The sequence below is a fragment of the Pseudomonas sp. YH-1 genome (assembly GCF_051990045.1).
Classification (GTDB): domain Bacteria; phylum Pseudomonadota; class Gammaproteobacteria; order Pseudomonadales; family Pseudomonadaceae; genus Pseudomonas; species Pseudomonas nicosulfuronedens.
In genome coordinates, this window is sequence record NZ_CP178184.1 from 2059452 (window position 1) to 2073188 (window position 13737).

Annotated in this window: 13 protein-coding genes; 7 read left to right on the top strand and 6 right to left on the bottom strand. The window is 65.5% G+C overall.

Annotated features, from left to right (window positions below):
• Positions 1-71: 71 nt before the first annotated feature.
• From ACKI1H_RS09760 to ACKI1H_RS09775, 4 genes are all read left to right on the top strand, one after another.
• Positions 72-1253 (top strand): two-component system response regulator, encoded by a 1182-nt coding sequence (locus tag ACKI1H_RS09760; protein ID WP_138520253.1) that lies wholly within the window; start codon positions 72-74, stop codon positions 1251-1253.
• Between the two features lie 72 nt (positions 1254-1325).
• Positions 1326-2222, top strand: a complete 897-nt coding sequence (locus tag ACKI1H_RS09765) for a PA4780 family RIO1-like protein kinase (RefSeq protein ID WP_045217128.1) — start codon at positions 1326-1328, stop codon at positions 2220-2222.
• Positions 2207-2779: a nucleotidyltransferase family protein gene (locus ACKI1H_RS09770; protein WP_440468251.1), complete on the top strand. Its 573-nt coding sequence runs from the start codon at positions 2207-2209 to the stop codon at positions 2777-2779. Before ACKI1H_RS09765 ends, ACKI1H_RS09770 begins: the two co-directional genes overlap by 16 nt.
• Before the next feature lie 314 nt (positions 2780-3093).
• Positions 3094-3978 carry an EamA family transporter gene (locus ACKI1H_RS09775; RefSeq protein ID WP_138520254.1) on the top strand — a complete coding sequence of 295 codons (885 nt, stop codon included), beginning with the start codon at positions 3094-3096 and terminating at the stop codon, positions 3976-3978.
• A 7-nt stretch (positions 3979-3985) separates the two neighbouring features.
• Here the strand turns inward: ACKI1H_RS09775 and ACKI1H_RS09780 are convergent, their stop codons facing one another.
• From ACKI1H_RS09780 to ACKI1H_RS09800, 5 genes are all read right to left on the bottom strand, one after another.
• Positions 3986-4312: a type II toxin-antitoxin system HicB family antitoxin gene (locus ACKI1H_RS09780; RefSeq protein WP_236172555.1), complete on the bottom strand. Its 327-nt coding sequence runs from the start codon at positions 4310-4312 to the stop codon at positions 3986-3988.
• Positions 4309-4563, bottom strand: coding sequence for a type II toxin-antitoxin system HicA family toxin (locus tag ACKI1H_RS09785; RefSeq protein ID WP_440468252.1), 255 nt, complete (start codon positions 4561-4563; stop codon positions 4309-4311). Before ACKI1H_RS09785 ends, ACKI1H_RS09780 begins: the two co-directional genes overlap by 4 nt.
• 92 nt (positions 4564-4655) lie before the next feature.
• A complete protein-coding gene (gene cueR, locus ACKI1H_RS09790) occupies positions 4656-5057 on the bottom strand; it encodes a Cu(I)-responsive transcriptional regulator (protein WP_236172557.1) in 402 nt (133 codons plus the stop codon).
• A 48-nt stretch (positions 5058-5105) separates the two neighbouring features.
• Positions 5106-7511, bottom strand: coding sequence for a heavy metal translocating P-type ATPase (locus tag ACKI1H_RS09795; RefSeq protein WP_440468253.1), 2406 nt, complete (start codon positions 7509-7511; stop codon positions 5106-5108).
• Between the two features lie 106 nt (positions 7512-7617).
• Positions 7618-8091 carry a hypothetical protein gene (locus ACKI1H_RS09800; RefSeq protein ID WP_138520259.1) on the bottom strand — a complete coding sequence of 158 codons (474 nt, stop codon included), beginning with the start codon at positions 8089-8091 and terminating at the stop codon, positions 7618-7620.
• Positions 8092-8245: 154 nt separating this feature from the next.
• Here ACKI1H_RS09800 and ACKI1H_RS09805 point away from each other — a divergent pair, with 154 nt between their 5' ends.
• A complete protein-coding gene (locus ACKI1H_RS09805) occupies positions 8246-8443 on the top strand; it encodes a heavy-metal-associated domain-containing protein (RefSeq protein ID WP_017521666.1) in 198 nt (65 codons plus the stop codon).
• A gap of 36 nt (positions 8444-8479) precedes the next feature.
• On the opposite strand, the gene ACKI1H_RS09810 is transcribed toward ACKI1H_RS09805, so the two are convergent.
• On the bottom strand, positions 8480-9112 hold the full coding sequence (locus ACKI1H_RS09810; protein WP_138520260.1) for a TetR family transcriptional regulator: 633 nt from the start codon (positions 9110-9112) through the stop codon (positions 8480-8482).
• A gap of 155 nt (positions 9113-9267) precedes the next feature.
• Between ACKI1H_RS09810 and ACKI1H_RS09815 the strand changes: the two genes are divergently transcribed.
• Both ACKI1H_RS09815 and ACKI1H_RS09820 read left to right on the top strand, forming a co-directional pair.
• Positions 9268-10452 carry an efflux RND transporter periplasmic adaptor subunit gene (locus tag ACKI1H_RS09815; protein WP_236172559.1) on the top strand — a complete coding sequence of 395 codons (1185 nt, stop codon included), beginning with the start codon at positions 9268-9270 and terminating at the stop codon, positions 10450-10452.
• 12 nt (positions 10453-10464) lie between these two features.
• Complete coding sequence (locus tag ACKI1H_RS09820; protein ID WP_275094695.1) at positions 10465-13617, top strand: efflux RND transporter permease subunit; 3153 nt, start codon at positions 10465-10467, stop codon at positions 13615-13617.
• Positions 13618-13737 lie beyond the last annotated feature (120 nt).

Here is a 13737-nt window from a genome sequence, read left to right on the forward strand (position 1 = left end):
GAACACGCGGGCAAGGCCGTGGTCCGATCAGCCATGGCATGTCACGAATCTGACCGATGCGAGGAGTTGCGATGGATAGCATGCTGGACCGGCCGGAGCAGGAGATGATCCTGGTGGTGGACGATCAGCCGGACAATCTGATGCTCATGAGCGAGCTGCTCATGGACCGCTACCAGGTACGCGTCGCCTCCAGCGGCGAGAAGGCGTTGCGCCTGATGCAGAGCGATCCGCGCCCGGACCTGGTGCTGCTCGACATCATGATGCCGGAGATGGACGGCTACGAAGTCTGCCGCCAGCTCAAGGCCGACCCGATGACCCGTGACATCCCGGTGATCTTCCTCACCGGCATGGTCAGCGCCGCCGACGAGCAGAGGGGCCTGGACCTGGGCGCGGTTGACTACCTGACCAAGCCGATCAGCCCGCCGGTGACCCTGGCGCGCATCCGCGCGCACCTGAACCTCAAGGCCAACGCCGACTTCCTGCGCGACAAGAGCGAGTACCTGGAGCTGGAGGTGCGCCGCCGCGCCCGCGAGCTGCAGGCCATCCAGGACGCCACCCTGGAAGCCATGGCGACCCTCTGCGACCTGCGCGATAACCCCCACAGCAACCATCTGGTGCGCATCGAGCACTACATGCGCCTGCTGGGGAGCGCGCTGTCCCTGCACAGCGAGTTCGCCGCCGATTTGTCGGTGGAGAACATCGAGTTGCTGGTGCGCTCGGCGCAGTTGCACGACATCGGCAAGGTCGCCGTGCCCGACCGTATCCTGCATAGCCCCGGCCAGCTGGAAGAGGCTGACCGATTGATCCTCGAAAGCCACACCACCGTCGGCCGCGACGCGCTGGCGGCCGCCGAGCGCAAGCTGGGCTCCCCGGCGGAGTTCCTGCGATTCGCCAAGGAAATCGCCTACAGCCACCACGAACACTGGGACGGCAGTGGCTTCCCCGAGGGCCTGGCCGGCGAGCAGATTCCCCTGGGCGCGCGGATGCTCTCGCTGATCGACGGCTATGACGAACTCACCTGCCGTCACGCCTACCGCACCTCGCTGAGCCCGGAGGAGGCCGCCGCGCGCATCAAGGCCGGTGCCGGCAACCAGTTCGACCCGCGTGTGGTGGAGGCCTTCGGCGAGGTCGCCGAAGGCTTCGCCAACATCGCCCAGCGCTACGCCGACAGCGACGAGGCGCTGGGGCTGGAGCTGCAGCGGCTGGAAGACGCGGTAACCGAAAGTATCGAGCTGACACCGCCTGAACCCTGATCGCGCTGGGCGGTTGTCGACGGATGCCGTATAAGGAGCGCAGCGCCCCAGAGAGGTACGCCAGGAAGCCTGATGAAAACCCCGAAACGCCTGGAGCCGTTGATCGAAGACGGCCTGATCGATGAAGTATTACGCCCGCTGATGAGCGGCAAGGAAGCAGCGGTCTACGTGGTGCGCTGCGGCGCCGAACTGCGCTGCGCCAAGGTCTACAAGGAAGCCAACAAACGCAGCTTCCGCCAGGCCGCCGAGTACCAGGAAGGCCGCAAGGTGCGCAATAGCCGCCAGGCCCGCGCCATGGCCAAGGGCACCAAGTACGGCCGCAAGGAGCAGGAAGACGCCTGGCAGAACGCCGAGGTGGCCGCGCTGTTCCGCCTGGCCAACGCCGGGGTACGCGTCCCCAAACCTTATGATTTCCTCGACGGCGTGCTGTTGATGGAGATGGTCGCCGACGAAGAGGGGGACGCCGCGCCACGTCTGAACGACGTGGTGATGGAGCCCGAGCTGGCACGAGACTTCCACGAATTCCTCATCCGCCAGATCGTCATGATGCTCTGCGCAGGCCTCGTGCACGGCGACCTGTCGGAATTCAACGTGCTGGTCGGCCCGGATGGCCCGGTGATCATCGACCTGCCGCAGGCCGTGGATGCCGCCGGCAACAACCACGCCTTCCGCATGCTCGAACGTGACGTGGGCAACATGGCTGCCTACTTCGGCCGCTTTGCTCCGGAGCTCAAGTACACCCACTACGCCAAGGAAATGTGGGCCCTCTATGAAGACGGCAAGCTGCAGCCGGATACCCCGTTGACCGGGCACTTCGATGATCCGGAAGACGAGGCGGACGTGGATTCGGTGCTGCGTGAAATTGCCGAGGCCATGCGTGAGCAGGAGCGCCGCGAAGCCGGCCGTGCTGCCCAGGACGCCCCGCAGCAACGCGACGAGCCGCCGCCCCCGCCGTGGGAGCAGGCCTGAGCCCATTGCCCGGCGAGTCGGCGCTTCTTGCCCTGATCGCCGGGCAACCTGATCGTCTGCACCTGCTGCGTGTAGTGCGCGATCACGGCCCGGAAGACGCCTGGATCGCCGCAGGTTTCGTGCGCAATGCGGTTTGGGACGCCTTGCATGGCTACATCGAGCCCACGCCGCTCAGCGATATCGACGTGCTGTATTTCGCGGCCGACAGCCTGGAGCCCGAGGCGGACTACGCCTGGGAGCGCCGGCTGCTGGACGTCTGCCCGGATGCGCCCTGGTCTGTGCGCAATCAGGCGAGGATGCACCTGCGCAATGGAGACGCGCCCTACAGGGATTGCGCCGATGCCATGTGCCGCTGGCCGGAGGTCTGCACGGCGGTGGCGTTGCGTCTGCGCGGTGATTCCCTGGAGCTGCTGGCACCGCTGGGCCTGGAGGACATCTGGGCGCTCTGTGTCCGGCCCACCGAGCACTTCCGCCGCAAGCCGGATATCTACCGCGAACGCATCGCCGCCAAGAACTGGCCGGCGCGCTGGCCGAAGCTCCAGATCGAGCCCCTGTAGGAGCGAGCTTGCTCGCGAAGCAGATTTCCGACGGAGTCCCCGGTGTTGTGCGGTTCGCGAGCAAGCTCGCTCCTACCGGTCAGCTCCTTCGCTCCCGTTCTCGTCGGAGCGGACTCCTCGCCCCTCTGACTGGCTGGGTGTTGCTGGAAGGCAGGGGCGTGGAATGGCAGATATCGAGGGCTGGCTCCGTTCCTACAAAACCCTTCTCCACGGGCTGCCGAGAGCTGCCCGGAAAACTGTAAGGCCACAACTGTATCCATACATTTCAAGCGAGGGCTGTTAGTTTTCCTGCATCGCACCCCGAGCGCTCTGCCATGCCCCTCCGCCACGTTCTCCTCGCCTTGCTGGTCACCCTGATCTGGGGCGTCAACTTCGTCGTGATCAAGGTCGGCCTGCACGACTTCCCGCCGCTGCTGTTCTGCGCCCTGCGCTTCGCTCTGGCGGCGCTACCGTTGATCTTCCTGCGCGGCCCGCTGCCGGCGCCGTTCTGGCGCATCGTGCAGATCGGCGTACTGCTGGGCGTGGTCAAGTTCGGCCTGCTGTTCGTCGGTATGCATATCGGCATGCCCGCTGGCCTGTCGTCGCTGGTGCTGCAGAGCCAGGTGTTCTTCACCGTGCTGATCGCCGCTGCCTTCCTCGGTGAGCGTCCCAGCCCGCGTGCGTTGATCGGCTTGGCGCTGGCCGCTGGCGGCCTGCTGCTGATCGGCCTGGAACGCCCCATGGGCGACAGCCTGGTGGCCTTCCTGCTGGTGATTGCCGCCGCGCTGGCGTGGGCTTTTTCCAACATCGCCACCAAGCGCTCCGGTGCCAGCGACATGCTGCGCCTGATCAGCTGGGTCAGCCTGATCCCGCCGTTGCCGCTGCTGGTGCTGTCGTGGATCTTCGAAGGCCCGGAGGCCATCGAGCACGCCGTGGTCAACATCAACTGGACCGGCGCAGGTGCGCTGCTCTACATCGCCTTCCTCGCCACCACCGTCGGTTTCGGCCTGTGGAGCTTCCTGCTGCGCCGCTACCCGGCCAGCCAGGTCACGCCCTTCGCCCTCGCCGTGCCGGTGTCCGGGCTGCTGTCGGGCTGGCTGTTCCTGGGGGAAGACCTCACCACCCAGGACTGGATGGCCTGCGTGCTGGTGTTCGTCGGCCTGGCCGTAACCGTGCTGCCGGCTTCGATCTGGCGTCGTCGAGCGGTAGCGAACGCTTAGCAGGGTGTCAGACCACCTCGCCGAGGCGCTCTACTACCCACTGATTGATGCTCTGGTTGCTCAGCTCCGCCTTGATCGCCACCTGCGCATGCAGTTGCGGGTCCAGGCGCAAGCTGAGCTTGCCGGAGAACGGCCGCTGCGGTTCGCGGCCGAGTTTGCTGCAGGTCGCCAGGTAGTCGTCCACCGCCTCTTCGAACGCCTCGCGCAACTCGCCGACCGACTCACCGTGGAATCCGATCACGTCGCGGATGCCGGCGACATGGCCGATGAACAGCCCGTCGTCGTCGCTGTATTCGATTCGTGCGGCGTAGCCTTGGTATTTCATGGGCGTCATGGGTGGACTCCTGCCTGTTCGAGCAAAGCGCGTGCGTCACGCACCTGATAGGGCATGGCTTCCTTGGTCGGGTGTGGGCGATGGAAGGTGGCGATGATGCCATTCAGCTCGAAACGCACCCGTGAACCATGGCCCTCGACCACCTGCGCGCCGGGCGAGATCAGCAGCGACTCGATGCGCAGCCATTCCAGTGAAGCCGGAACGGGGAGGGAGTAGATCAACTCCAGTGTCCTGCGTTGCCGGGCATTCATCCCGTGCTCCGATAGTTGGTATCAGATTATGCTACCAACTGATGCGAAGAGCCAGGTGTCGGATACGTCGCCAGGGATCGTGTGAATTGTCTTCAGTGACAGCACTTCCCCGACTCCAGGTCCTTGAGGATCGGGCAGTCCGGCCGGTGGTCGCCCTGGCAGTGGTCGCTCAGTTCCTGCAGGGTGTCGCGCAGGCTGCTGAGTTCGGCGATCTTGCGGTTGAGTTCGTCGATGTGCCGGGCGGCCAGGGCCTTCACGTCGGCGCTGGCTCGCTGGCGGTCCTGCCAGAGGGCGAGCAGGTGGCCGACCTCTTCCAGTGAGAAGCCGAAATCCCGCGAGCGGCGGATGAAGGCCAGGGTGTGCAGGTCCTGCTCGCTGTAGTGACGGTAGCCGCTGGCGCTGCGGCCGGCGGGGGCGAGCAGACCGGTGGATTCGTAGTAGCGGATCATCTTCGCGGTCAGGCCGCTCTTCTTTGCTGCTTCACCGATGTTCATGCCGATTCCTCTTGAGCGACCGCCCCCGATAGTTCGGGGGCGACACTGTCATTTCTGATCCTGGGGTTTCCAGCGCTTGAGCAGCAGGGCGTTGCTCACCACGCTGACGCTCGAAGCGGCCATCGCCGCGCCGGCCACCATCGGGTTGAGCAGGCCGAAGGCCGCCAGCGGAATGCCCACCAGGTTGTAGATGAAGGCCCAGAACAGGTTCTGGCGGATCTTCGCGTAGGTGCGCCGGGAGATATCCAGCGCCGCCGGCACCAGGCGCGGGTCGCCGCGCATCAGGGTGATGCCGGCCGCGTGCATGGCAACATCGGTGCCGCCGCCCATGGCGATGCCGACGTCCGCCGCGGCCAGTGCAGGGGCATCGTTGATGCCGTCGCCGACCATCGCCACGACTTTGCCTGCCTGTCGCAATGCACCGACCACGGCAGCCTTGTCGCCGGGCAGCACTTCGGCGTGCACATCGTCCAGGCCCAGGGCGTCGGCGACGACCTTGGCGCTGCCACGGTTGTCACCGGTGATCAGGTGGCTGGCGATGCCGCGTTCGCGCAGAGCGTCAATGGCGACCTTCGCTCCTTCCTTGAGGCTGTCGCCAAAGGCGAACAGGGCGATGACGCGGGGCTGCGGTTCGCGCTCGATCAGCCAGGACAGGGTGCGGCCCTCGGCCTCCCATCGCATAGCGGAGTCGGCCAGCGCTCCGGCTGGCAGCTGTGCTTCGTCGAGCATCCGCCGATTGCCCAGGGCCAGCAGGCGGCCATCGATGCGGCCCTGGATGCCACGCCCGGTTAGGGCCTGGATGGCCTCGGCGGCGGCGGGATTCAGGCTGCGCTCGGCGCAGGCATCGAGCACGGCGCGAGCCAGTGGGTGTTCGCTGCCGCGTTGCAGGGCGCCGGCCAGAGCCAGGGCCTCGGCTTCGTCACCGGCCGCGGCAAGGTTGGTGATGCGTGGCTGGCCGGAGGTGAGGGTGCCGGTCTTGTCGAAGGCGACGGCGGTTACCGCATGGGCGACTTCCAGGGCTTCGGCGTCCTTGATCAGGATGCCATGCTTGGCCGCTACGCCGGTGCCCGCCATGATCGCGGTCGGGGTGGCGAGGCCCAGGGCGCAGGGGCAGGCGATGACCAGCACGGCCACGGCGTTGATCAGTGCCTGTTCCCAGCCAGCGCCAGCGATCAGCCAGCCGACCAGGGTGAGCAGGGCAATGCCGATCACCACCGGCACGAACACGTTGCTGACCTTGTCCACCAGCTTCTGGATCGGTGCCTTGGCTGCCTGGGCGTCTTCCACCAGGCGGATGATGCGTGCCAGCACGGTCTCGCCGCCCAGTGCAGTAGTCTTCACGCGCAACACGCCTTCGCCGTTGATGGCGCCGCCGGTGACCGGATCGCCGATGTCCTTGGGCACCGGCAGGCTTTCGCCGGTGATCAGGGCCTCGTCGGCATGGCTCTGCCCGGCGAGGACTTCACCGTCCACCGGGAAACGTTCGCCGGGGCGCACCAGCACTTCGTCGCCCAGGCGCAGTTCGGCGATGGCGACGTCCTCTTCGATACCGTCACGCACGCGGGTAGCGCGCTCTGGCCGCAAGGCTTCAAGAGCTCGGATGGCGGCGGCGGTCTGGCGTTTGGCGCGGCTTTCCAGGTACTTGCCGAGCAGGATCAGGGTGATGACCACGGCGCTGGCTTCGAAGTACAGGTGCGGCATCTGCCCGGGAGCTGCGGCGTACCAGAGGTACAGGCTCAGGCCATAGCCGGCGCTGGTGCCGAGGGCGACCAGCAGGTCCATGTTGCCGCTGCGGGCGCGTACGGCCTTGTAGGCCGATACATAGAAGCGAGCGCCGATGATGAATTGCACGGGCGTGGCGAGGACGAACTGCACCCAGGCCGGCAGCATCCAGTGCTGGCCGAACCAGTCGCCAACCATCGGCAGCACCAGCGGCAACGACAGCAGGATGGCGGCGGCCAGCCACCAGCGCTCGCGCGCCAGGCGGGCCACGGCCGGGTCCACGGTGGGTTGGTCTGGTTCAAGGGGGCGGGCCTTGTAGCCGGCCTTGTCGACGGCAGCGATCAGCGTGGCTGCCTCCACCGCGCCGAGCAACTCGACATGGGCGCGCTCACTGGCCAGGTTGACGCTGGCTGTGCGCACACCGGGCACCTTGGCCAGGGCGCGCTCGACGCGCCCGACGCAACTGGCGCAGGTCATGCCCTCAATGGCCAGTTCCAGGCTGTGGGCCGGTACCTGGTAACCGGCCTGCTCGACGGCGGCGACCAAAGCCGGCAGGGTGTTGCTGCTGGACGGTGCGGCGAGTTGCACGCGGGCCTGTTCGCTGGCCAGGTTGACGCTGGCGTCCTGCACGCCGGGCACTTTGCGCAGGGCGCGCTCGACCCGACCGGCGCAGCTGGCGCAGGTCATCCCGGAGACGGGCAGGTCGAGCTCGATGGGGTTGGCGCTGCTCATGGGGCTTTCTCCCTGAAGTTCCCCGATAGCATCAACCTTGACACGAGGGTAAGGTCAACCCTCGTTCGCTGCCATCTTGTCGCAGGTCAGGCTGCGAGGCGGATTCTCAACTGCCGCTGGAGACCGGCATCAGGTAAAGACCGCTCTCGCTGTTGGCGATACGGAATTTGCGCACTTCGCCGGCATGCAATTGGACAGACTGCGCGCGCAGCGGCTGGATACCACTGCGGCAGAGTCCGGAATTGGCGGTCTGCAGGCGAAGGGAGACTTCGCCAGGCGGCAGGTTGAGGGCGATTTCGCCTTCGGGCTGCAGGCGCGAGACCTTTTCGTCCTGCACATAGAGGTCGATGTCGCAGGCGGTGCCGGTATCCAGCCGTTCGCGGCTGACGATCAGCACGGCATAGGCCACCGGCTGTGCGTCGGGCACTGGCCAGGAGCCGGGAGTGCTTGGTGGCGGCGCGGTCGGGGAAGTAGGCGCGGGTGCGGAAGGCGCCGAGGGCTCTTCGGGCATGCCGTCGGCGCAAGCAATGAACGGGAGGGCGGCCGTGAGGCCAACGGCGAGCAGTAGGGAACGGCGCATGGGCGTTCTCCGATGAGTCAGCTATTTCCGCAGCTTGGCTGAGAGGCTGACGTAGGACAAGTGCAAGGCGACTTCAGCGCGACAGGCTTGACCTTGCCACGGTGGCAAGGTCGAAACTGCACCCAACGCTTCAATCCATCAGAGGAGAGATTCCATGCACACCTTCAATGTCAAAGGCATGAGCTGCGGCCACTGCGTGCGAGCCATCACCCAGGCGGTACAGGCGCTGGATGCCGCGGCGGATGTACAGGTCGACCTGGGTGCCGGCGAAGTCCGCGTCGCCAGCCGTCTGGACGATTCCGCGATTCTCGCGGCGATCCGCGAGGAAGGCTACGAGGCCGAGGCAGCCTGAGGTTTCATCCCTTCCGGGCCGGCGTCCTGCCGGCCCTTACGCCAGTGCCGGATGCCAGTCGCGCACCAGCCCACGGAACACGGCGTCGAACAGTTCGCGGGTTTCCTGCAACGGGTCGAACAGGCCCGGGTCGCGCAGCCAGTCACTGAGCAGGCCGAAGATCATCGCGTGCACCGCTCGCGAGGCGATCTTGGGCGTCACGCCGGGCATCAGCCGTGTGCGGCAATCCTCGCGGTTGAACAGCTGCTCGCAAAGCTCGATGAACTGGCGGACGAACTGGTTATGGCGCTCCTCGGCGTCGCGCAATTCATCGGTGAACTCGCAGCGTTGCAGGAGGATGGTGAGGATGCGCCGGCGCTGCTCGTCGCGGGCCAGGTTCTCGACCACTTCCACGCTGAGCTGGAACAGCGATTCGATCGGGTCGTGGCCGTCGCAGCCGGATAGCCGCTGCGCCAGTTGCTCGGGCGGCAGGCGGACCTGGTTGAGCATGTCGTTGAACAAGTGCGCCTTGTTCTGGAAGTGCCAATACACCGCGCCGCGGGTCACTCCTGCGGCGCGCGCGATCTCTTCGAGACTGGTATTTGAGACGCCTTTCGCAAAGAAAAGGCCTTCAGCCGAGTCAAGAATCGTCTGACGGGTTCGTTCCGAATCTTCTTTAGTTCTTCGCATGGCGCTTGCTGGTATACAGGCTAGGATCACTGAGTGACAGGCAGTTTACTGATTTTATAGCGCTAACAGTGCTTTACAGACACTGGCGTAGGTAAGAGTCACACCGTCGTCGTCCCCTGGGGTTCCGCCGTCAGTCATTTCCATGGAGAGGTTACATGCCGTTTGCCCGTCGTTTGCCCGTCGCGCTTGCTGTCGTTGGGTTGCCAGTCCTGTTTTCTGCCTGGGCCCAGGCCGAGGACAAACCTGCCACGGCGGCGCCTCCTCCCCCGGCAGTGACGGTCGAAGTGGCCAAGAGCGCCCCGGTGCCCCTGACCTTCGAATACGCCGCGCGGACTGCCGGCTACCGCGAAGTGGAAGTGCGCGCCCAGGTCAGCGGCATCCTGCAGCGCCGCACCTACGAGGAGGGCCGGCCGGTGAAGGAGGGCCAGGTGCTGTTCCGCATCGATCCGCGTCCCTACCAGGCTGCGCTGGGCCAGGCCAAGGGTTCCCTGGCGCAGACCCAGGCGCGCTACCGGCAGACGGAGCGTGACCTAAAGCGTATCCGCGAACTGCAGAAAAAGGGCTTTGCCAGCGAGAGCGAACTGGATCGCTACGTCTCCGATTTCGAACAGGCCAAGGCGGACGTCGAGGCGGCGAAGGCCAATGTCCAGGCCAAGCAGATCGACCTGAACTACACCACGGTTACCGCGCCGATTTCCGGCATGGCGAGCAAGGAAGTGCGTTCGGAGGGCAGCCTGGTGGCGGCCAGCGATCCGAACTCCAGCCTGCTGACCAAGCTCACCCAGCTCGACCCGGTGTACGTCAACTTCGCCTATCCCGACACCCAGGCCGCGCAGATGAACGATGGGGTGAAGAGTGGTCGCTACATCCTGCCCAAGGACGGCAAGCTGACCGCCGAGTTGCGCTTCGGTGATGGCAGCAAGTACCCCATCGAAGGCGTCGTCGATTTCACCGACAGCTTCGTCAACACCGGCACCGGCACCGTGAACGCCCGCGCCGTGGTGCCCAACCCTCACAACCTGCTGATCCCTGGTCAGTTCGTGCGCATCCTGATCACCGGCATCACCCAGAGCAACGCCGTGACCCTGCCCGAGCGCGCACTGGCCCAGGGCCCGCGCGGCACCTTCGTCTACGTGGTGGACAAGGACGGTTTCGCCCGTGTGCGCCAGGTGACGACCTCCAAGACCGTCAACGGCCGCTGGATTATCGATGCCGGCGTGGATGACGGTGACCACGTGATCGTCGAAGGCATTCCCAAGGTCAGGCCGGACCAGCCGGTAAAGGCCAGCGAGGCAGCACCGCAGGCGCCTGCGCCGCAACCCGCCCAGGCACAGTCCTAAGGAGCGCCCATCGTGATCTCGCGCTTCTTCATCGAACGCCCCGTGTTCGCGATGGTGATTTCCATCGTGATCCTGCTCGCCGGCCTCGTCGCCATGCGCGCGCTGCCCATCGCCCAGTACCCGGAAATCGTTCCGCCGCAGGTGTCGGTTTCCGCCGCGTACCCCGGCGCCAGCTCCCAGGTGATCGCCGAAACCGTGGCCGCCCCGCTGGAGCAGGAAATCAACGGCGTCGAAGGCATGATCTACCAGCTGTCGAACTCCGACAGCAGCGGGGCCATGAGCCTGACCGTGTACTTCGAGGTGGGCACCGACCCGGACCAGGCCACCATCGACGTCAACAACAAGGTGCAGGCCGCGCTCGCCAAGCTTCCGGAAGAGGTACGCCGGCAGGGCGTGCAGGTGGAGAAAAAATCCTCCGACATCCTGCAGGTGGTGACCCTGTTCTCACCGGACAACTCCCGAGACCCGATCTTCATCAGTAACTACGCGCTGATCAACGTGATCGACGACCTCAAGCGGATTCCCGGGGTTGGTGACGTCAGCCAGTTCGGTTCCAAGGACTACTCCATGCGTATCTGGCTACGGCCGGACAAGCTGGCGCAATACAACATGACGCCTTCGGACGTGGCGAGCGCGATCCGCGAGCAGAACTCGCAGTTCGCCGCGGGCAGCTTCGGCCAGCAACCGATGAAGGAGCCGCAGGACTTCACCTACATGGCGACCGCCCAGGGGCGGTTCACTGATCCGAAGGAATTCGAGAGCATCATCCTGCGCAGTGACCCGACCGGCGCCAGCCTGTTGCTCAAGGACGTGGCGCGCGTCGAACTCGGGGCCCAGGACTATTCCCTGGTGACCTCGCTGAACGGCCAGCAGAACGCTGCCTTCGGTATCTACCTGCAGCCGGGCGCCAACGCACTGGATACCGCCCAGGCCGTGCGCGACCACATGGATGCCATGGCCAAGCGCTTCCCTGAGGGCATCACCTACAAGATTCCCTACGACACCACCATCTTCGTGCAGGTCTCCATCGAGGAAGTGATCCATACCTTCATCGAGGCGCTGATCCTGGTGATGGTCGTGGTCTTCGTGTTCCTGCAGAGCATCCGCGCCACGCTGATCCCGGTGCTGGCGATTCCCGTCTCGCTGGTCGGTACCTTCGCCGGCATGTACCTGATGGGCTTCTCCATCAACCTGCTGTCGCTGTTCGGCATGGTGCTGGCCATCGGCATCGTGGTGGACGACGCGATCGTGGTGCTGGAGAACGTCGAGCGGGTGATGCGCACCGAGAAGCTCGGACCCAAGGAGGCGGCGATCAAGGCGATGGAGGAGGTGACCGGACCGATCGTCGCCATCGTGCTGGTACTTTGCGCCGTGTTCATCCCCGTCGGGTTCCTTGGCGGCCTGGCCGGGCAGATGTACAAGCAGTTCGCGATCACCATCGCGGTGTCGGTGGTGATCTCCGGCATCGTGGCCCTGACCTTGTCACCGGCACTCTGCGCGTTGATCCTCAAGCCCGAACACAAGGAGCCGGCTGCGCCGTTCCGCTGGTTCAACCGCATGTTCGAAAAAGCCACCAACGGCTATGGCGCTGGCGTGCAGTTCTTCCTCAAACGGGCGGCGCTGGGGCTGCTGCTGTTCGGCGGCATGATCGCCCTGCTGGTCATCCTGTTCGGCCGGGTCCCCGGCTCGCTGGTGCCCGACGAGGACCAGGGCTACGTGCTCAACGCCTACTTCCTGCCGCCGGCGGCCTCGCTGACCCGTACCGAGAAGCTCACCAGCGATGTGACCCATCAGTTGATGAAGCACCCGGCGGTACAGGACGTGGTGACCTTCGCTGGCTTCGACATCCTCACCTTTGGCACCCGCAGCAACGCCGGCGTGTCTTTCGTGCCGCTCAAGGACTGGAAGGAACGCACCACCCCCGAGCTGGACGCGCGCAACCTGACCCATGAATTCATGAAGATGGGCGCGGGGCAGGAAGACGGCGTGGTGATGTCCTTCAACCCGCCGCCGATCACCGGCATGAGTACCACCGGCGGCTTCGAGGCCTATATCCAGGACCGCAGCGGTGGCACCTCCGAGCAGCTGGAAGAGGTAACCATGAAGTTCCTCGCCGCCGCGGCCAAACGGCCGGAGCTGGCGGGGGTGAACACCACCTTCAACGCCAACGTGCCGCAATACTACATCGACCTGGACCGCACCAAGGCGCGCTCCCTGGGCGTGGCGATCAATGACGTGTTCACGGCCATGCAGTCCACCTTCGGCAGCTACTACGTCAACGACTTCACGCTCTACGGGCGGACCTGGCAGGTCACCCTGGAATCGGAGCCGGAGTTCCGCCGCAAACCGGACGACCTGAGCCAGGTCTTCGTGCGTTCCTCCACGGGCGATCTGGTGCCCTTGACCACGCTGGTGTCGGTCAAGCGCATCCTCGGTCCGGACTCCTACGCACGCTTCAACGTCTTCCCGGCGGCCAAGCTGCTTGGCGGTCCGGCGCCGGGTTACAGCTCCGGCCAGTCCCTGGCGGCAATGCAGGAAGTGGCCAACGAGGTGTTGGGGCAGGACTACACCCTGGCGTGGATCGGCTCGGCCTACCAGGAGCTGGCGACCCAGGGCTCGGGTAGCACGGCGTTCATCTTCGGCCTGATCCTGGTGTTCCTCATCCTCGCGGCCCAATACGAGCGCTGGACGCTGCCGCTGGCGGTGGTCACCGCGGTGCCCTTCGCCGTATTCGGGGCGATCCTGGCGATCTGGCTGCGCGGACTGGATAACGACGTGTACTTCCAGGTCGGCCTGGTGACCCTGATCGGCCTGGCGGCGAAAAACGCCATCCTGATCATCGAGTTCGCTGTGCTGTGCCGCGAAGAGCAGGGCATGGGCCCGGTCGAGGCCGCGCTGGAAGCGGCCAAGCTGCGCTTCCGCCCCATCGTGATGACCTCGCTGGCCTTCATCCTGGGTTGCGTGCCACTGGCGATCAGTACCGGCGCCGGTTCCGCCAGCCGTCACTCCATCGGCACCGGGGTGATCGGCGGGATGCTGGCAGCGACCCTGCTGGCGACCTTCCTTATCCCGATGTTCTACATGCTGGTGGAATCGGCCGCCGACAAGCTCAGCGGTCGCAAGAGCAAGACCAAGCCCGCCGCAGAGGGGGCGCACGAGGTCTGATGTCCTGACAGGTCCGGTCGGCGCGGCCGGGCCTGTCTCTCCCACTATTTGGGGAGTTGCTTCGGGGGTTGCTTAGGGAGCTTGCTAATTTTTCGGGCCAAGCCACAATGCAGGGCTTCG

Coding starts and splice junctions, on each gene's coding strand:
- ACKI1H_RS09760 (WP_138520253.1), top strand. CDS start 72: ATGGATAGCATGCTGGACCGGCCGGAGCAGGAGATGATCCTGGTGGTG.
- ACKI1H_RS09765 (WP_045217128.1), top strand. CDS start 1,326: ATGAAAACCCCGAAACGCCTGGAGCCGTTGATCGAAGACGGCCTGATC.
- ACKI1H_RS09775 (WP_138520254.1), top strand. CDS start 3,094: ATGCCCCTCCGCCACGTTCTCCTCGCCTTGCTGGTCACCCTGATCTGG.
- ACKI1H_RS09780 (WP_236172555.1), bottom strand. CDS start 4,312: ATGACGCCCATGAAATACCAAGGCTACGCCGCACGAATCGAATACAGC.
- ACKI1H_RS09785 (WP_440468252.1), bottom strand. CDS start 4,563: ATGAATGCCCGGCAACGCAGGACACTGGAGTTGATCTACTCCCTCCCC.
- cueR (WP_236172557.1), bottom strand. CDS start 5,057: ATGAACATCGGTGAAGCAGCAAAGAAGAGCGGCCTGACCGCGAAGATG.
- ACKI1H_RS09795 (WP_440468253.1), bottom strand. CDS start 7,511: ATGAGCAGCGCCAACCCCATCGAGCTCGACCTGCCCGTCTCCGGGATG.
- ACKI1H_RS09800 (WP_138520259.1), bottom strand. CDS start 8,091: ATGCGCCGTTCCCTACTGCTCGCCGTTGGCCTCACGGCCGCCCTCCCG.
- ACKI1H_RS09805 (WP_017521666.1), top strand. CDS start 8,246: ATGCACACCTTCAATGTCAAAGGCATGAGCTGCGGCCACTGCGTGCGA.
- ACKI1H_RS09810 (WP_138520260.1), bottom strand. CDS start 9,112: ATGCGAAGAACTAAAGAAGATTCGGAACGAACCCGTCAGACGATTCTT.
- ACKI1H_RS09815 (WP_236172559.1), top strand. CDS start 9,268: ATGCCGTTTGCCCGTCGTTTGCCCGTCGCGCTTGCTGTCGTTGGGTTG.